Below are 17,440 nucleotides of genomic sequence, written 5' to 3' on the forward strand. Positions count from 1 at the left end.
AATCCCATGTCAAGGAGGCGAAGAAGATGAACGAAGCATTACTTGTGCTAATGTTCGCGATTCTTGCCTATTATTTCATCATATTCGGGAAAGTTGCCAGATCCGTTGTGACCTTCCTTATAGCGCTCGTTCTCATGGCCATACGCATTGTTGAGGGCCTGGATCTTCGAAACATAGGCGAAGTCGTCGATTTCAACACACTGGGACTCCTTCTTGGCATGATGATCATCGTTCACATCCTGAAAGGAACAGGATTTTTCGAGTACCTGGCCATCTCCGCCATCAGGATCTCGAGGGGAAGGTTCTGGCTTTTGTTTACCTTTCTCATGATACTCACCGCCCTGACATCCGCCTTCCTCGACAATCTGATCACCATCATCCTTCTTTCACCTGTTCTTTTCTTGATCCTCGACACGATGGAAGTGAACCCTGTTCCGTTCTTCCTCTTTGCGATATTCGTTGACAACATCGGTGGGATGTCCACGCTCATTGGTAGCCCACTGAACATCGTCCTTGGATCGATCAGTGGTTTGAGCTTCAACGATTTTCTGAAGAACATGGGGCCTGTTGCTGTCTTTGTTTTTGTGATCGTTTTCTTCCTGTTCAAAAGGTACACACACATCGATGAAAAGGCAAAAGAGAAACTGAAAAACCTCATGAACGTCGATCCAAAGAGGTCGATAACAGATCCTGCGGTTCTTAAAAAATCTTTGATCGTCTTTCTTGCAACTCTTGTTATGTTCGGACTACACTCCGTTGTAGAGGTGGAGCTTTCCCTGATCGCTCTCATCGCTGCCTGTGTCCTTCTTCTTCTACTTGGGAAGAATTTTGAAAAGGTATCTGAGGGTGTGGACTGGGATTCACTATTTTTCTACGTGGGACTTTTCATCATCTCTTACTCTCTGGAGAAGATAGGAGCCATGGAAGCGCTGGCCAATTTCTTCAAAATCTTTTCCTTCAACAAGTATCTCTTCGTTCTCGTTGCAGTCTGGCTTTCCATTTTCGCCAACGCTTTCTTGAGTGCCGTTCCCGCCACTCTGATCCTTGCCCCCACGTTGAAAATCCTCATCTCGCAGGGATTTCCCGCATCGCTTTGGTGGGTGTACGCCATTGCGGCAAACCTTGGAACGAACCTGACCCCCCTCGGAGCCGTCCAGAACATAGTCGGACTTTCTCTTCTAGAAAGGTACACGCACCATACTGTGGGTTTCAAGGAGTTTTTGAAGACGGCGTGGGGTTACATGTTCATACCTTTCATCGTTGCAACACTTTACTCATTCATCATCTTTTAAAAAGCGAACCACTTTCCTTGCGATGTATCGTCTGAAAAAGTAAGAACTCTTGTGACCTGCCGGCAGAAAGACGGTCCTCTTGTTTCTCAGAAGACTGTGAAGAGTCGCATAAGACCGATACGGTATCACACGATCAAACAGCGCCCAGAAAAAGAGAACTTTTTGGTCAACAAAGGGAGCGAAAGAAGCAGGATCGTAGAAGTAACAGGAAACGGGGGGCTTCCTCCTGATGTCTTCGATGGATTCAAAACTTTTTATCACTTCCAGGGCATTTCCCCTGTTTTTGATGCAGTCTTTCTCGGATCTGCAACCAAACTCGTTTCCCTTCCCTCTGTAAAGTTCTCTCAGTTTTTTCGTGTACGGAGAGTACCAGTTTATCCAGCGCCAGTCTCCGCCGGAGCAGCAGATGATACCTTTTTCTATGCGCTTTTCCCGTGCAAGGGCAATGGTTGCTATCATACCACCGAAACTGAATCCCATCGTTGATATGGGTCTGTCGTTTTCTTTCCTTATCAGGTTCACCAGATCGATTACATCCTGGACTGCCTCATCGAACCTCTCAACACAGTAGGCCGGTGATGGATGATAGAAAGGTTCACCACCGGTCCACTCCTTCGGTGCTCTCTTTTCGTGATAGGGAAGAACGAGGAACCAGGTCTTTATGCCGTGTTCCTTGAACCTTTCTCCAAACCAGAGAAGATACGGAATGTTTCCGTTTCCGATGCCGTGAAGAAAGATCAGGTTGTGATCTACCCTTTCTGGCTCGAAAACATAAACCCGCACGGTTTTGCTTTCTTCAACAACGGGATTGTAAGAAGCTTGGAACGTGACGAGTTTCACGTTTCAACACCTCCGATTAATATTTTAAACGTGATAGAATCTAAAGATGAGGTGAGAGCATGATAGATTTCAAGATGACGAAAGAAGGGCTCATCCTCCTGATCAGAGATTATCAGAATCTCGAAGAGGTACTGAACGAAATCACCTCGCGCGTCACCCAGATGGGGGGGTTCTTTGCGAAAGGAGACAGAATATCCCTCATGATCGAAAACCACAGCAAACACTCTCAGGACATACCGAAGATCGTTTCTTGCCTCAGAGAACTCGGCCTTGAGGTCTCACAAATACTGGTCGGAAGCACCGTTGAGGGAAAAGAGAACGATGTTAGGGTAGAGTCCAGGACCACCGTGGAGAGTACGGGAAAGGTGATAAAAAGAAACATCAGATCCGGCCAAACAGTTGTTCACTCCGGTGATGTGATCGTGTTCGGAAATGTCAACAAAGGAGCAGAGATCCTCGCCGGTGGCTCTGTGGTGGTCTTCGGAAAAGCTCAAGGTAACATAAGGGCCGGCCTGAACGAGGGAGAACAGGCGGTTGTTGCTGCTCTTGATCTTCAGACCTCTCTCATCCAGATAGCGGGTTTCATCACCCACTCAAAAGGTGAAGAAAACGTTCCATCTATCGCCCATGTGAAAGGAAACCGTATCGTGATTGAACCGTTCGATAGAGTGGATTTTGAAAGGAGTGAATGAGTTGACGACGAAGGAACTTTTGATGAAACTCTCGGATCTCGATGGTCCTTCGGGTTACGAAGACAGTGTTGTTTCCTACATCGAATCACTCATAAAACCCTTTGTGGATGAGACGAAAATCACAGGACATGGGAGTCTGGTTGGATACAAAAAGGGAGAAGGAAAGGGGAAACTTGCCTTTTTTGCACACGTCGATGAGATAGGTTTTGTTGTTTCGAAGGTAGAGGGAGAGTTTGCACGTCTTGAGCCGGTTGGTGGGATCGATCCAAAAGTGGTCTGTGCTTCGAGGGTGCGCGTTCATACCAGGGAAGGTGTTACTTTAGGTGTGATCGGAATGCTTGCACCACATCTTCAGTCACCAGATTCCAGAGGGAAGGTTCCATCCTTCGATGAACTTTTCCTCGATCTTTCCCTTTCCGATCGCGCCGTTCGAATCGGTGATGTAGCGGTGATAGACCAGAAATCCTTCGAAGCCGCTGGGAAAGTGGTCGGGAAAGCACTTGACAACAGGGCAAGCTGTGCTTCTTTGATAAAAACGCTGGAGTTTCTCAAAAGGTATTCCCATCCGTGGGATGTTTACTTTGTTTTCTCCGTTCAGGAGGAAACGGGATGTCTTGGGGCGCTCACGGAGGCTTACAGAATAAACCCGGATGTTGCCGTTGTGATGGACGTCACGTTCGCTTCAGAACCGCCCTCTCATGATCACATAGAACTCGGGAAGGGACCGGTAATTGGTCTTGGGCCAGTTGTGGACAAGAGCCTTGTTCAGAAGATTTTGCAGATCGCAAAGAAGCACAACGTTACTCTTCAGAATGAAGTAGTGGGAGGAAGATCGGGAACGGAAACAGACTTTGCTCAACTTGTGCGGGCAGGTGTGAGGACCGCTCTGATCTCGATTCCTCTTAAATACATGCACACACCGGTGGAGATGGTTGATCCAAGAGATGTCGAAGAACTGGCAAGATTGCTTTCCATCATCGCAGTCGAACTGGAGGTGTAGGTGATGTACCTCAGAGAACTTTCCACCATACCCGGAGTTTCCGGAGACGAAGAAAGAGTCAGAGAGTTCATAAGGTCAAAGATAGAAAACTTCGTGGACGATCTCTTCGGCGATAGGATGGGAAACCTCATCGCTTTCAAAAAAGGGAAGGATTCTTCCAGAAGACTTCTTGTTTCTGCCCACATGGACGAAGTGGGACTGATCGTGAGCAAGATAGAGAAAGATGGAAAAGCGGCGTTTCTACCCGTTGGTGGTGTGGATCCTCGAATCCTCCCAGGAAAGGTCGTTCAGGTGAAAGATCTGAAGGGAGTCATAGGCTACAAACCTGTACACCTTCAGGACAGGGAAGGAAAAACACCCCCCAAATTTGAGAATCTGAGGATCGATTTTGGATTTTCTTCGAAGGAAGAGGCAGAAAAACACATCTCTGTGGGAGATTACGTTTCTTTCGTGAGTGATTATGTGGAGGGAAACGGAAGGGTAGCGGGGAAGGCCTTCGATGACAGGGCAGGTTGTTCTCTTCTCATTGACGTTCTTGAAGAGGGAGTAGAACCTGCTTATGACACTTACTTTGCCTTCACTGTCCAGGAGGAGACGGGTCTTCGCGGAAGTGCCGTGGTGGTGGAACAGATAAATCCAAATTGTGCCTTGGTCGTGGAAACGACAACGGCTGGGGACAACCCGGAACTGGAAAAGCAAAGGTGGGCAACCCACCTGGGTGACGGTCCTGCGATCACCTTCTACCACAGAGGCTATGTGATACCGGGAAAGATCTTCCGGACCATCGTGGACACAGCGAAGGCAATGGGGATTCCATTCCAGATGAAGAGAAGAAGTGCCGGTGGAACGGATGCTGCTCGCTATGCAAGAACCGCCTATGGGGTTCCAGCCGGTGTCGTGTCCGTTCCGGCAAGGTACATTCACAGTCCACAGTCGGTTTTGGATCTGAACGATTACAGAAACACCATGAAACTCGTGAAGGTTCTTGTCGAAGAAGGAAAGATCGTGGAGGTGATTCGATGAAGGATCTGATCAAAAGGTTAACGGAGGCATTTGGACCAAGTGGACGAGAAGAAGAAGTGAAAAAGATCTTGCTGGAAGAACTCGAAGGGTACATAGATGGTTACAGGGAGGACGGACTTGGAAACCTCATCGTCTGGAAAGGATCAGGGGAGAAGAAGGTGATTCTTGACGCACACATCGATGAAATAGGTGTGGCAGTCACGAACATAGATGAGAAGGGCTTTCTGATGATAGAACCCGTTGGAGGCCTTTCTCCCTACATGCTTCTTGGAAAGAGGATCCGTTTCGAAAGCGGTGCCGTTGGTGTCGTTGGTATGGAAGGAGAGACTCTCGAGGAAAGACAGGAAAACGTGAAGAAGCTCTCTTTCGACAAACTCTTCGTGGACGTTGGAGCAAAATCTCGGGAGGATGCAGAGAGGATCTGTCCGATAGGTAGTTTTGGAGTCTATGACAGTGGATTTGCAGAAGTATCCGGAAAGTACGTCTCAAAAGCAATGGATGACAGGATAGGGTGTGCGGTTATCGTGGAGGTTTTCAGAAGGATCAAGCCGTCTGTTACCCTCTACGGGGTTTTCAGCGTCCAGGAAGAAGATGGTATCGTTGGTGCCTCCGTTGCCGGATACAACATACCAGCAAGCGAAGCCATCGTCGTAGACGTAACCGATTCTGCAGACACTCCAAAAGCGATGAAAAGACACGCCATGAAACTCTCTGGAGGACCTGCTCTGAAGGTGAAAGACAGAGCGTCCATAAGCAACAGAAAGATCCTTGAAAAACTCGTTGAGACCGCTGAAAGATTCAACATAAAATACCAGATGGAAGTTCTGACCTTTGGAGGAACGAACGCCATGGGATATCAGAGAACAAGAGAAGGTATCCCTTCAGTGACCGTATCCATTCCCACACGGTACGTTCATTCACCGAGCGAGATGGTCTGTCCAGAAGATGTGGAGGGGACGGTGGAACTTCTGATCAGATATCTGGGGGAGTGAAAGATGGCAAGGGTAACCCTCTCTGAGGGACAGTCCCGGTTTCTCTTCTGGCTCATAGTTGTGATATTTTCCGCCGTCATAGCCCTTATATCTTACAACCTGTATCTGAAGTGGCAACTCAAAAACGTGAAGGTGGAGATCGTAGAGATAAAGCCCGTTGAGGTGAACATACCGGAAGAACTCAAGGTACCGGTTGAAGTCACACCCCCACCCACTCCTCTTCTTGTGGAATTCGAAGAATTCGACTACGAGAAATTGAGAAACGAAATGGCCGATTTCGTCTCCGAGGACCAGACCGTTTCCTCCTTTGTTGTGAAGAAAGACGACGCCCTGAGGATAATCAGAAGGGCAAAACTTCCCTATCTGATCACTCCTGTGTCCACAGACACGTACTCTGTGGTTCTCCTCGGAGAGTTCGACGACTTTTCCCAGGTTGCCCAAAAATCCCTCTACGGAGTTTTTGTGATAACGACCGTATCAGAAAATCTCTCAAAGGAACTCGCCTACGACCTGAGAGTGGCGGGGTATCCCTCTTACGTTTATGCCTTCACGAAGGGCGGAAAGAACTATTACTCCGTCGTGATGGGGGCGTTTCCTACTCGCAGACTGGCAATGGAGTACTTTGAAAAACTCAACTGGGATGACATCATGAAAAGGATCGGGACAAACAGCCCTGGATACGCCGGGGGGTTGATCTCTCCTTGAAGATCAAACGAGAACACCAGAGGATGGCACTGCTTCTGACACTCGTGTTCTTCATCCTTCTGGGAATAGTCGTGGAACGAAACAGAGCACCAGAAGAAAAAGATGTTCCGCCTCAAAAGGTTACATCCTTTCCTATTGACCTGAACAGTGCGTCCATTGAGGATCTTATGAGCATTCCGGGGATAGGCCCTGTGAAAGCTCAAAGGATCGTTGAGTACAGAGAATCACATGGAAGATTTTCGACCGTCGAGGAATTAACAAACGTTTCCGGCATCGGTGAAAAGACGTTGGAGAAGATCTCAAAGTACGTGATCGTCGAGGGAGTTGAACAACCTTCCAGAAATGAAGTCACAAAACTGAATGTCAACACGGCGTCTCTGGAAGAACTGAAAACATTGCCCTACATCGGAGAGGTAAAGGCAAGAGCCATAATCGAATATCGCGAAGAACACGGCCCATTCTCTTCTCCCGAGGACCTTTTGAACGTTCCCGGAATCGGTGAGAAAACGCTGGAAAAAATCAGAGGAAAAATCACATTTTGAAAGGAGGAAAAGGTATGAAGAAGCTGTTTTTGCCTTTTGTCCTGGTGGGAGTTCTTCTTGCGACACTCCTTGTTTCCCAAAGTTCCACAGGATCTCTCAGAGTGGCGTACGTGGATATTGAAAAGGCAACCGAGAACTACCAGAAGTGGAAGGATCTGAACGAGAAATACAGGCGCGATTACTCTTTCTATCAGAATAAACTCAAGGAGATGGAAAGCGAACTGAAAAAGATGCAGGAAGAAGGAAGATCCCAGGAGGAAATCCAGGCGAAACAGAAAGAAATCCTCGCAAAAAAGACTGAGTACGAGAACCTCCTCAAGTCGGAGTACCAGCCAAAAATCCAGGAAATCATGAACGAAGTCGTCAAAAAGATCCAGGAGTACGCAAGCGTCATGGGGTATGACCTTGTCTTCACGAATCAGGTGGTCGTTTACGGAAATCCTGCCCTCGACATCACGGAACAGGTGATCGCTTACATAAACCAGCAATGATTTTGAGATGCGTGAATCTCACAAAGAGGTTTGGAAGAAGAGTTGTGGTCGATCGGGTGAACCTTGAGTTCAATCAGGGTGAGGTCACTGGTCTTCTCGGACCAAATGGTGCCGGGAAGACCACTATTTTCAACATGATACTCGGTGTTGTGGTCCCATCGTCTGGAAAGATCCTCTTTGAAGACACGGACATAACGAGATTTCCGGTCTACAAGAGAGCAAGACTTGGAATCACGTACCTTCAGCAGGAAACGTCTGTTTTCGGTGGGCTCACCGTCAGGGAGAACATAGAACTTGTACTTCGGTTCTTCGAAAAAGACAGTGAAAAGAGAGAAGAAAAGATCGAGCAGCTCCTCCACGAGTTCCATCTGAAACCCCTTGAAAACCAGCCGGCGAGTTTTCTTTCCGGTGGTGAAAAGAGAAAATTGGAACTTGCAAGGATGATGTGTCTGAACCCATCTTTTGTCCTTCTGGACGAGCCCTTCAGCGGGATAGATCCAAAGACCGTCAAGGAAATACAGAAGATGGTTCTTGAACTGAAACAAAGGAATTTTGGAGTGGTTGTCACCGATCACAACGTGGACGAACTTGCAGAGATCGCGGACAGGATATACGTCATCTACAAGGGAAAGATCCTCGCTGAGGGAAGACCGGAGGAGGTTCTGGAAGACGAAACTGTGAAGGAGGTGTACCTCGGATCGTGAAACGAGTCGGTGTGGTGGGATACTCCGGTCCTATCGACAGACCTCCCGTGTCGGATCTCAGAGAGCTCTGTCTTGACCTTGGAATGAAACTCGCTGAAAAGGGCTTTTTGATCTTCAACGGTGGAAGAGACGGTGTGATGGAACTGGTGTCTCAGGGTGCCAGAGAATCGGGCGGCACGGTGGTGGGAATACTTCCTGATGAAGAAACGGGAAATCCTCATCTGTCCGTTGCTGTAAAGACGGGGCTTGATTTTCAGATGAGGTCTTTCGTTCTTTTAAGAAACGTGGACGTTGTTGCTTCGATCGGTGGGGAAATAGGAACGGCGATAGAGATACTGGGTGCCTACGCCCTTGGAAAGCCTGTGATCCTGCTTAGGGGAACTGGTGGCTGGACGGACAGGATCGCTCAGGTGCTGATAGAAGGAAAATACCTGGACAACAGGAAAATCGTGGAGGTCCACCAGGCCTGGACGGTGGAGGAAGCCGTAAGGATCATCGAACAGATTCTGTAAGCCAGTTCAGATATTCGGGAAGAACGTTTTCTACCTTCAGTGTGAATATCGCTGGAACTTCATAAGGGTGAAGTTTTTTCAGTTCCTCGTAAACCTTTTTTTCGTTCTCCTCAGTGGTCTTGAAGAGGGCTGCCCATTCTCTGTCTTCAACGATCTCACCCTTCCACCAGTACCCTGATCTGATCTCAAACGCGTTGAAACAGGCGATCAGTTTCTTTTCAAGGAGTTTTCTTCCAATCTCAAGGGCTTTTTCTTCGCTTGGAAAGGTGGAGTACACGATCACCATGCTATCCCTCCTCGATCAGCTTGTGGAGTTTTTCAAAGTGATCGCTCTTTCCAACCACCATCAGTCTGTCTTCGGGAAGTATCCTCGTGTCTCCAGTTGGGTTGAAGATCACTTCTCCACCACGCCTTATCGCTATGACGATGGTGCCGGCTCTTTTTGAGAGGTTTATCTCTCCGAGCGTCTTGCCCGCTATGGGACTCTCAGGGGGAATCATCACTTCTTCTATTCTGAAAGACTCTTCACCGAACGAGAGAATGTCCAGAAAACTTATGGTGGTGGGATTGAGTGCCATCTGAGCAAGCCTCACTCCTGCAAGTTCCGAGGTGGCTATTACCTTGTCAGCTCCGGCGTAGACGAGCTTGCTGAGGGCCTTCATATCAGAAACCCTCGAGACGATCTCGAGGTTGGGATTCAGAGATTTTGCGGTGAGGACAACAAAAGTGCTCTTTGCATCGTCGGGAAGAGTGACGATAAGAGACCTTGCCCTCTCCACACCTGCTCTCATGAGCACCTCTTCTTCCACGGCATCTCCCACAACGTAGGGGAATTCTTCCCCAAGGAAATCTTCCAGCCTTTTGATTGCTTCTTCAGAAACGTCTATCACGACAAAAGGTCTTCTGGATTTCATTATCTCGAGGGTTGTGTGTCTTCCAGTTCTTCCTGCCCCCACCACTATGAAATGATCTCTCAGTTTGTCTATCATTTTCTTTATCCTCCTGTTTTTGAAGTATTCTCGGACATGCCCTTCGATTATCAAAGACGTGATCGAGGTGAATCCATAAAGTACGATCGTCACGCCAGCTCCTATGAGAATAGAGGCGATCACCTTCCCTACAGGAGAGATACCCTCTGGAAGAGAATATCCCACTGTGGAAATGGTGATCAGGGTGAAGAAAAACGAGTCAAAAAGATTCCATCCTTCTGTCAGATGAAACGCCACGGTCCCAAACACAAAGATAAAAGCTATTGCAGACACCAGAACGGTGATGTTCTTTCTTATCACTTCATACCACCTCAGGATAAATATTACACCATATTTCATCGTTTTTTATCAGTTGGTTTTTGATATAATAACCTATGAATATTCCATAAATAAGCATAAAAATACCTGACAAGGGGGGATTGTTGTGGGAAACCTGAGAAGGCCGAATGCAAACGAGGCAACCGGAACATTCAACCGTTCGAGGGATGTTGTTCCTGTATCTGGAATATGTTCCAGATGTATCGATGGCTGCACAGGAGGCTGTGAGATCTGGCTTGCGTCGTTCAGAGGAAGGGAAGTACTCTATCCGGGGCCGTTCGGTGAGATCACAGCGGGAGCAGTTAAGGATTATCCTGTAGATTACTCTCATCTGAACATTCTTGGATACGCCCACGGCGCAGAGGGCCTTCCCGAGGGTGTGGAACCGGGACCTGATACAGCGGTGTTCACAAACGTTGATACAACCACCGAGTACGGCTGGGACATCAAAGTGAAAATGAAAGTTCCTATCTTCACCGGTGCACTCGGATCAACAGAGATAGCCAGGAAAAACTGGGAACACATAGCTGTGGGAGCTGCCATCAGTGGGATAACGGTTGTCTGCGGAGAGAACGTGGCTGGAGTCGATCCGGATCTGGAACTGGACAGCAACGGAAAGGTGAAGAAATCTCCGGAACTGGACAGGAGGATAGAGATCTACAAAAGATATCACGATGGAGAATACGGCGAGATACTGATCCAGATGAACGTCGAGGACACCAGATTGGGAGTGGCTGAGTACGTGATAAACAAACACGGTATTGAAACGATAGAACTCAAGTGGGGCCAGGGTGCTAAGAGCATCGGTGGTGAAATAAAGGTGAGATCCCTTGAGGATGCTCTTGAGTTGAAGAGAAGAGGTTATATTGTCCTGCCAGATCCCGAGCTTCCTGAGGTTCAGCAGGCCTTCAAAGAAGGCGAGATCAGAGAATTCGAAAGGCACTCAAGACTTGGTTTCGTTTCAAAGGAATCTTTCCTGAAGGAAGTAGAGAGATTGAGAAGTCTTGGTTTCAAGAGGATCACATTGAAGACGGGTGCGTACTCTGCTGTGGATCTTGCGATGGCTCTCAGATACGGAGCCGAAGCGAAGGTGGATCTGATCACCGTGGATGGTGCACCGGGTGGAACGGGTATGAGCCCCTGGCCGATGATGAACGAGTGGGGCATTCCGACGTTCTATCTTGAATCTCTGACTTATCAATTCGCTGAAAAACTCAGCAAGAGAGGAATTCGGGTTCCCGATATTGCCATAGCCGGTGGTTTTTCCACGGAGGACGCCGTTCTCAAAGCATTGATGATGGGATCTCCTTATGTGAAGGCAGTTTGTATGGGAAGAGCTTTGATGATACCAGCGATGGTGGGAAAGAACATAGGAGAATGGCTCAAAAAGGGAGAACTTCCCAGAACGGTTTCAAAGTACGGAAAAACGGTGGAAGAGATCTTCATCACCTACGAAGAGCTGAAGAACAGATTCGGAGCAGAAGAGGTAAAGAAACTACCACTCGGTGCCATAGGTGTCTACACGTTCGTTCAGAAGTTCAAAACGGGTCTGCAACAACTCATGGCAGGTGCGAGAAAGTTCAGTCTGTCTGTTCTCTCCAGAAGAGATCTCATCGCACTCACGAAGGAAGCGGCGGAGATTTCTGGTATTCCATATGTTATGGAATCCTACAGAGAAGAAGCAGAGAAAATTCTCGAAGAATGAAGAACAAAGGGGAGCTCTTGCTCCCCTTCAGCTTTTTGGGAAGACAATGAACTTGATGGCGGTTCTCTTTTCGTTTTCGATCTCCACATCTGTGAAGGCAGGAACAAATACGAGGTCGATACCACTCGGTGCGAGATACCCCCGAGCGATGGCAATGGCCTTCACTGCCTGGTTCACTGCACCTGCTCCAATGGCCTGAATCTCCGCCCTTCCGTGTTCCCTCACCACACCAGCGATGGCTCCAGCAACTTTGTTGGGATCTGACTTCGACGATACCTTAAGTACTTCCATGTGACTTACCCCCTTCGTTGTATGATCTCAATCGTATTTTACCATGTATCAACGCTTCCTTTTGAAAATGTTCAGAGTGTTCAGCCTTTCTCTTAACCATGGAACAACACTCGTGAAGAAGGATTCCCTGACCATCTGAACCAGGCTGACTTTCTGAGGGGTTCCAAGATCCATTCTGGAAATCCTGTACGCTGCAAAAGCCCTCAGGAAGAAAGAAATGATCATTGTGAGCCTTATGGCAGATATTCCAAAGGGGAGGGTGATGTTTTCAAGAACGGAGACGATGACACCTGAAATCAGAGAACCTGCAAACAGCATGAGATTGGATAGACTATTGAACACGGAAAACGCCTCCGCACTGAGTGAAGAAGGAACGCTGTACATGAGCGTGTAGAAAATGAGTTGACTCGTTCCTGCTGTCACGAAGATACCGATGATAACCTGAAGGAAGAAAACGTACAAGAAGGATCTGGGAGTGAGTGCCCAGAGCAGGATGATAGCTGCATGAACCCACAGACAGACTTTGAGAAAGTACTGAAAACCGTACTTGTCACCCAGTTTTCCCCAGAACGGTTGAAAGAGCGTGCCTATAAACATCCCAACCGCGTTCAGAACACTTATCTGAAAGTAACTGAACTGAACCTCCTTCAGGAGCATGACGTTTATGTAGACAGTTCCAACACCAACAGCAAAGTTCCAGAGGGCAAAGCCCAGAAGAAGATTCTTATAATGTTCTTCTTTCAGCAAGATCCTAATCACTTTTGTTAACCCAAGAGAAGCCTCTCTTGGTTTGTAAGGAGGTTCGTACTGGATTTTCAAGAAGTATCCGTTTAGAAACCCTAGAGCACCTGCTATGAGAAACAGCGTGCTGAAACCTTTCCAGTTTTCCCCCAAAGAATCCAGAATCGCTCCCGCAGCGAACATGGCAGGTATCTGAACCACTCCGTGAATCAAATTTCTGAAACCAAAATAGCTTCCTATCATGTTTTTGGGTACAAGGTCTGACATCCAGCTTTGCCAGAGTGGAGCAGACAGAGCACCGGCGATCTGTATGTAAAAGTACAGAATGTACGCCAGAAACAGCCCGTGTTTGATGAGAGGAAACAGAGCAAACAGCATGATCGATGTTCTAGCAATCCACATCAAAGGAACTATCAGCTGTTTTCTGCTTTTCAGTCTGTTTGAGAAATAAACGGTAACGATCTGGAGGGCATTCGCCAGAAAGGGAATGGATCCAAAAAGTCCTATGAAGAAGCTGGAAGCTCCTATCCAGAGAAAGTATCCCGTCAGGTAAGGTCCTCCGAAGAACTGGTTGATGAGGACAGCGAGTGCTCCCTCTATTATGGAAATGTTCAGGGCTTTTTTTACCTTCGGATCCAACCACATTTCCTCCTTGTGATGTTTTCGACTTCAGACATAGTATCACTGAGAAATTAATGGATTTATTCTGTGGGTTTTAATGTGTGTTAATCTTCCAACGCCCTGTCCGAGTGTATATCCTCTCCTTCCCACACCTTTTTACTCGTCCACTTTTCACAGGGCTCTTTCCAAAAAGGATCAGAGGGTGGAAAGAGATGGCTGAGAGCCTATCAGTCCTATTCTCAATCAGCCGTTTTCGTTGAAAGTAGTGGGATATTCAAAGATTCTTTTGAGAACGGCAGTGAGGGCACATCTGACCTGGGCAGGAGAAAGCACTGGTGGAAGTAGGCGAAGAAGAGAAAGCTGGCTCAAGAGATGGAAAACTCCTGTCTTGTATAAGAATCCTCCCCGAATTTTCCAGTCGATCGGAGGCGCAAAGTTCTAGAGGTTTTTCACAGATCTTTTGAAGAAGCAAAATCCAGTAACGGCGAACATCGAACATTTCAAATTTCACCCCACAACTTCTTCAACACATGAGCGACCAGTTTTGGTTGTCTGTCTCTTGTGAAAACACCTTTGTAGTTGAGAATAGGTCTTCTCACATTCTGAGGAGTCTTGAAGTCTGCAAACGCCCAAACGTGCATTCCTACAATGTAATCTTTTTTCATCAAAAGTTTTATCGTTTTTTCGACGAGTTCAGCCTGGTACTCTTCGGAGAACATCTGGGGTGGATCGTAGTGGAGGCCTGCTATCGCATCCGCTCCAAACTCCGTAACGAAGATGGGTTTTCTGTGCCTTCTGTAGAGTTCCTCCAAGTCCTCTTCTAGCGCCTTCAATCCCTCGTCTATCCTTCCCTGGTAGATGTACCAGCCATAGTACCTGTTCACACAAACGATGTCGAAGTAATTCAAAGCCACATCTCTTGTCCTCTCGTCCGGCATGTCCATCATGCTCACCATGACAACAGGACGTGTTCTGTCCATCTTCTTTGCCGTCTCATAGAGGGCCTTGAAGAACCCTTCAGCATCGGGATGGTTGGATTCCGGTTCGTTCGCCACACTCCACATGATCACACTGGGATGGTTCTTGTCTCTGTCTATCATCTTTTTCACGTTTTCTTCAGCGATTTTCTGTGTCTGTGGATTGTAATGGTATTTTGTGATACCAACGTGGGGAGCTTCGTCTATCACAAGAATTCCCAATCGATCCGCAAGATCTAACCACTCTTCACTGTAGGGATAGTGTGAGGTTCTAAAAGAGTTCGCATTGATCCATTTCAGAAGGTTGAAGTCTTTCACCATCATGGGATAGAACGTTCCCTGTCCCAGAACAGGAAATTCCTCGTGCTTTCCAAAACCCTTCAGAAAGATCGGCTTTCCATTCAGATAAAGCTTTCTTTCGTCCCAATTGATCGTTCGAATTCCAACGTCCAGAGTGTACTCGTCCTTTTCGAGTTCTATTTTGAGAGTGTAAAGATACGGATCTTCCAGACTCCAAAATCTGGCATCTTCAAAGGTGAATTCTTCTTCGACAATTCTGTCTGTCACCTTGATCCTTTTTTCCTTTCCTCCAAGTTCGATCTTCATCTCTTCTCCTACTGCTTCTTCTGATACTTCAACCTTTACCTGCACCTTTCCAAGTCTCTTTTCCGGTTCAGACTTGCTTGTGTCCACCCAGATATCCAGGATCCTCGAGTGATCAGTGAACTCCACAAGAACCGGTCTTATGATTCCACCGTATGGAAAGAAGTCGAAATTTGCAGGTGGGAAACTTCCGAAAAATCCCACGGTGTGCGTGCCGCTGTCTGGAACCTTCGATGGAAAACCTCCTACTTTCAACTCGTTCTTCACAATCACTTTAAGTTCGTTCTTTCCTGCCCTCACCTTCCCTGTCACGTCTATCTCGAAGGGAAGATAGCCGATGTGGTTTTCCCCCACTTTCTCTTCGTTCAGATAGACTTCACAGTCTGTGTTCACCGCAGCAAAGTAAAGTCTGACGTGTTTTTGTGAAAGTTCCTTCGGAACGTAGAAGGTGGTTTTGTAGGTGAAGGGTCCTTCTTCGTAGCACAGATCCTGATACTGCTCGTTCCAGCTCCCGGGAACGGCTATCGGCCTTTTCTCTTTCCCCACTTCGAGAAACCAGAGACTAGACAAGTTTATAACAGTCCTTTTTGCATTTTGTTGAGATCTCAACACAATATCTACCTCCTTCGAATATCTGTTCACTTTACATGTGTTCCAGAATTTCACGGGATAAATTTGATCGTATGTTTGCCAGGTGACAGACCGGTGATTCTACAAAGCGTTCTCTTTGAACCATTATCAATCCCTTCCACGTCTATTCTTCTCGCTTTTCTACCATCAATAAAGATATCTGCTTTTACCTGACCATTTGGAATATTTCCCACAATGTTTATACCTGTACCTTCGAAGGTATATTCAAAAGAAGAAGTCCCATCACCATTTGTTTCGCTAGGGGTGCGTTGATAATCAGAATAAGAGGCTGAAATGTGGCTTCACTGGCCAACATACTTAATGGATGAATCTTTGTCGTCAATTTTTCGGACGTATACAGGAATATCGTTTCTACAGGCTCCACCAACACTTCATCAAATATAGCTTTATGGTATCCGCTACCTAAAACAACTAAGCCACTCGAGATACCCCCTACTTCATCATTGTAATAGCACAAATTCGTGTTATCCAAGAATACCTTAATCTCAGAGTACTTAAAACTTATTTTAATATGATGCCATTTCGTAGCATCAAAATCTTTGATATTTCCTTTAAGCAAAGTAGTTGTATGTCTCTTAAATTCTCAAAAACCATTGCCATGGATCTTCAAATAATAACCAACAGGAGGATTCTCATTACATGGAGAATCGATAACTCTTCCACCAATCATCACATAAGCAGTTTCAATATCCTGTCCTTTCAGATTTACCCAACAACTCACACTGTAATTTGCTCAATCGATATCGCCAAAAATAGTGTAAGGATCTGGTGTTCTTCTATATACCCAATCAATGGGTTTTATGTCTCTTGTTATCACTTGACATAATCCTTTTCCTTGAAATCCCCTTTCGCATACTTCAAACGCTCCTCCCTGGTCGCAAAAATACCTAGGTTGAGATCTATTTGTATATTCGTCGAAGGTTTCACGATAAGGTAGCTTCAGATGGCGAAAAGGAGGAGGTTCAAATTCTCCTTTCCTTTGCCCTGTAGTGGTTGTTATAGAATAAATAGAAAACGGTTCTATTTCTACAATGAAAACCCCATTCTCAGGTGTAATACTTTTGGAATATGCAAATTTCTCCCTCTCTGTCGATTTCCAAACGTGAACCCTCTTACTCGATGCTTCCCCATCGTTTACCACGAATTCATATACCAGCGATTTCTCCGAGGGATTTACAATAATTTTGAGAAGTAGGATCACATGCTGTCAGACAGTAGAAGGGTTTTGAAAACATACTTGCTTTGTCGAGGATTTTCCAACCTGGTTTTATGAATTGCGTAAAATGAGCTACAATCCAAACACCATTCGTTATTTCGCAATGACCACACCACGGAGTATTAGCAATTAGGCAACCTTTTGTGTTGTAAGGAACTACTGGATAGTACGCTTCCACGAAAGGATTCATTATGTATGCTTGCATTTTTGCTTTCACAAAGGTTTCAATGATAGTTTTTGCAAAATCGAGCCCTCCTGGAGGTACCTCTTTCCAACTTTTGCTCCACATAAGCGGCCATGCTTCACTATGCCATATTGGTTTCCCGCAATATAAAGCTTTCACTGGACTTTTCAGTGTATAATGAACTCCTACAACATCAATGATTTTTTGAAGTTCTTTATCGGAATTTAAAAGAGTGATAATACGCCATGGATTAGATACAGCATCTGCCGCAATAAACTTTACCTCATCAAATCTATTTTCGTTCAGTTTATTCCTAAAAAACTTCACCTATTTTCTATCGAATTCTCCTTC

General features: G+C 46.5%; 21 protein-coding genes. 11 read left to right on the forward strand and 10 right to left on the reverse strand.

Annotation, left to right across the window (positions count from 1 at the left end):
* Nucleotides 1–26: 26 nt before the first annotated feature.
* Nucleotides 27–1,292: an ArsB/NhaD family transporter gene (locus tag AS006_RS05890; RefSeq protein WP_101513431.1), complete on the forward strand. Its 1,266-nt coding sequence runs from the start codon at nt 27–29 to the stop codon at nt 1,290–1,292.
* Here AS006_RS05890 and AS006_RS05895 read toward each other — a convergent pair.
* Nucleotides 1,275–2,132 (reverse strand): alpha/beta fold hydrolase, encoded by an 858-nt coding sequence (locus AS006_RS05895; protein WP_101513432.1) that lies wholly within the window; start codon nt 2,130–2,132, stop codon nt 1,275–1,277. The genes AS006_RS05890 and AS006_RS05895 overlap by 18 nt on opposite strands.
* A gap of 59 nt (nt 2,133–2,191) precedes the next feature.
* On the opposite strand from AS006_RS05895, the gene minC reads away from it, so the two are divergent.
* The 9 genes from minC to AS006_RS05940 are packed head-to-tail and all read left to right on the forward strand — an operon-like array spanning nt 2,192 to nt 8,793.
* Nucleotides 2,192–2,824, forward strand: a complete 633-nt coding sequence (gene minC / locus AS006_RS05900) for a septum site-determining protein MinC (protein WP_101513433.1) — start codon at nt 2,192–2,194, stop codon at nt 2,822–2,824.
* A gap of 1 nt (nt 2,825) precedes the next feature.
* Complete coding sequence (locus AS006_RS05905; protein ID WP_199167436.1) at nt 2,826–3,824, forward strand: M42 family metallopeptidase; 999 nt, start codon at nt 2,826–2,828, stop codon at nt 3,822–3,824.
* 3 nt (nt 3,825–3,827) lie between these two features.
* On the forward strand, nt 3,828–4,847 hold the full coding sequence (locus AS006_RS05910) for a M42 family metallopeptidase (protein WP_101513434.1): 1,020 nt from the start codon (nt 3,828–3,830) through the stop codon (nt 4,845–4,847).
* Entirely contained in the window at nt 4,844–5,839 is a 996-nt protein-coding gene (locus AS006_RS05915; RefSeq protein WP_101513435.1) for a M42 family metallopeptidase, read from the forward strand. The genes AS006_RS05910 and AS006_RS05915 overlap by 4 nt, the downstream gene beginning before the upstream one ends.
* Nucleotides 5,840–5,842: 3 nt before the next feature.
* A complete protein-coding gene (locus AS006_RS05920; protein WP_101513436.1) occupies nt 5,843–6,544 on the forward strand; it encodes an SPOR domain-containing protein in 702 nt (233 codons plus the stop codon).
* Nucleotides 6,541–7,086 carry a ComEA family DNA-binding protein gene (locus tag AS006_RS05925; RefSeq protein ID WP_101513437.1) on the forward strand — a complete coding sequence of 182 codons (546 nt, stop codon included), beginning with the start codon at nt 6,541–6,543 and terminating at the stop codon, nt 7,084–7,086. Before AS006_RS05920 ends, AS006_RS05925 begins: the two co-directional genes overlap by 4 nt.
* A gap of 14 nt (nt 7,087–7,100) precedes the next feature.
* Entirely contained in the window at nt 7,101–7,577 is a 477-nt protein-coding gene (locus tag AS006_RS05930) for an OmpH family outer membrane protein (protein ID WP_101513438.1), read from the forward strand.
* Nucleotides 7,574–8,281, forward strand: a complete 708-nt coding sequence (gene lptB / locus AS006_RS05935) for an LPS export ABC transporter ATP-binding protein (protein ID WP_101513439.1) — start codon at nt 7,574–7,576, stop codon at nt 8,279–8,281. Before AS006_RS05930 ends, lptB begins: the two co-directional genes overlap by 4 nt.
* The gene (locus AS006_RS05940) at nt 8,278–8,793 is read left to right on the forward strand and encodes a TIGR00725 family protein (RefSeq protein ID WP_101513440.1); all 516 of its coding nucleotides are present in this window, start codon (nt 8,278–8,280) and stop codon (nt 8,791–8,793) included. Before lptB ends, AS006_RS05940 begins: the two co-directional genes overlap by 4 nt.
* On the opposite strand, the gene cutA is transcribed toward AS006_RS05940, so the two are convergent.
* Both cutA and AS006_RS05950 read right to left on the reverse strand, forming a co-directional pair.
* Nucleotides 8,774–9,079 carry a divalent-cation tolerance protein CutA gene (cutA, locus tag AS006_RS05945; protein WP_101513441.1) on the reverse strand — a complete coding sequence of 102 codons (306 nt, stop codon included), beginning with the start codon at nt 9,077–9,079 and terminating at the stop codon, nt 8,774–8,776. The two genes, AS006_RS05940 and cutA, sit on opposite strands and share 20 nt — an antisense overlap.
* A 1-nt stretch (nt 9,080) precedes the next feature.
* Nucleotides 9,081–10,097, reverse strand: coding sequence for a TrkA family potassium uptake protein (locus AS006_RS05950; protein WP_369819747.1), 1,017 nt, complete (start codon nt 10,095–10,097; stop codon nt 9,081–9,083).
* A 109-nt stretch (nt 10,098–10,206) separates the two neighbouring features.
* Between AS006_RS05950 and AS006_RS05955 the strand changes: the two genes are divergently transcribed.
* The gene (locus AS006_RS05955) at nt 10,207–11,805 is read left to right on the forward strand and encodes an FMN-binding glutamate synthase family protein (RefSeq protein WP_199167438.1); all 1,599 of its coding nucleotides are present in this window, start codon (nt 10,207–10,209) and stop codon (nt 11,803–11,805) included.
* Between the two features lie 27 nt (nt 11,806–11,832).
* On the opposite strand, the gene AS006_RS05960 is transcribed toward AS006_RS05955, so the two are convergent.
* The 7 genes from AS006_RS05960 to AS006_RS09695 all read right to left on the reverse strand — a co-directional run bounded on the left by AS006_RS05960 (nt 11,833) and on the right by AS006_RS09695 (nt 17,416).
* Entirely contained in the window at nt 11,833–12,096 is a 264-nt protein-coding gene (locus tag AS006_RS05960) for a stage V sporulation protein S (protein ID WP_015919973.1), read from the reverse strand.
* A 48-nt stretch (nt 12,097–12,144) separates the two neighbouring features.
* A complete protein-coding gene (locus AS006_RS05965; protein ID WP_199167440.1) occupies nt 12,145–13,476 on the reverse strand; it encodes an MFS transporter in 1,332 nt (443 codons plus the stop codon).
* A 225-nt stretch (nt 13,477–13,701) separates the two neighbouring features.
* Entirely contained in the window at nt 13,702–13,827 is a 126-nt protein-coding gene (locus AS006_RS09625; RefSeq protein WP_233185670.1) for a hypothetical protein, read from the reverse strand.
* Between the two features lie 131 nt (nt 13,828–13,958).
* Nucleotides 13,959–15,650, reverse strand: coding sequence for a glycoside hydrolase family 2 TIM barrel-domain containing protein (locus tag AS006_RS05975; protein ID WP_101513442.1), 1,692 nt, complete (start codon nt 15,648–15,650; stop codon nt 13,959–13,961).
* Nucleotides 15,651–15,700: 50 nt separating this feature from the next.
* Complete coding sequence (locus tag AS006_RS09720) at nt 15,701–15,964, reverse strand: hypothetical protein (protein WP_158241072.1); 264 nt, start codon at nt 15,962–15,964, stop codon at nt 15,701–15,703.
* 458 nt (nt 15,965–16,422) lie between these two features.
* On the reverse strand, nt 16,423–16,830 hold the full coding sequence (locus AS006_RS05985) for a hypothetical protein (protein ID WP_101513444.1): 408 nt from the start codon (nt 16,828–16,830) through the stop codon (nt 16,423–16,425).
* 4 nt (nt 16,831–16,834) lie between these two features.
* Nucleotides 16,835–17,416 carry a hypothetical protein gene (locus AS006_RS09695; protein WP_101513445.1) on the reverse strand — a complete coding sequence of 194 codons (582 nt, stop codon included), beginning with the start codon at nt 17,414–17,416 and terminating at the stop codon, nt 16,835–16,837.
* Nucleotides 17,417–17,440: the final 24 nt, after the last annotated feature.

Source organism: Thermotoga sp. SG1 (assembly GCF_002865985.1).
Classification (GTDB): Bacteria; Thermotogota; Thermotogae; order Thermotogales; family Thermotogaceae; genus Thermotoga.

What these genes read in the sequence shown, in the direction of transcription:
- AS006_RS05890 (WP_101513431.1), top strand. Translation starts at nt 27, where the DNA reads ATGAACGAAGCATTACTTGTGCTAATGTTCGCGATTCTTGCCTATTAT.
- minC (WP_101513433.1), top strand. Translation starts at nt 2,192, where the DNA reads ATGATAGATTTCAAGATGACGAAAGAAGGGCTCATCCTCCTGATCAGA.
- AS006_RS05910 (WP_101513434.1), top strand. Translation starts at nt 3,828, where the DNA reads ATGTACCTCAGAGAACTTTCCACCATACCCGGAGTTTCCGGAGACGAA.
- AS006_RS05915 (WP_101513435.1), top strand. Translation starts at nt 4,844, where the DNA reads ATGAAGGATCTGATCAAAAGGTTAACGGAGGCATTTGGACCAAGTGGA.
- AS006_RS05920 (WP_101513436.1), top strand. Translation starts at nt 5,843, where the DNA reads ATGGCAAGGGTAACCCTCTCTGAGGGACAGTCCCGGTTTCTCTTCTGG.
- AS006_RS05930 (WP_101513438.1), top strand. Translation starts at nt 7,101, where the DNA reads ATGAAGAAGCTGTTTTTGCCTTTTGTCCTGGTGGGAGTTCTTCTTGCG.
- lptB (WP_101513439.1), top strand. Translation starts at nt 7,574, where the DNA reads ATGATTTTGAGATGCGTGAATCTCACAAAGAGGTTTGGAAGAAGAGTT.
- cutA (WP_101513441.1), bottom strand. Translation starts at nt 9,079, where the DNA reads ATGGTGATCGTGTACTCCACCTTTCCAAGCGAAGAAAAAGCCCTTGAG.
- AS006_RS05960 (WP_015919973.1), bottom strand. Translation starts at nt 12,096, where the DNA reads ATGGAAGTACTTAAGGTATCGTCGAAGTCAGATCCCAACAAAGTTGCT.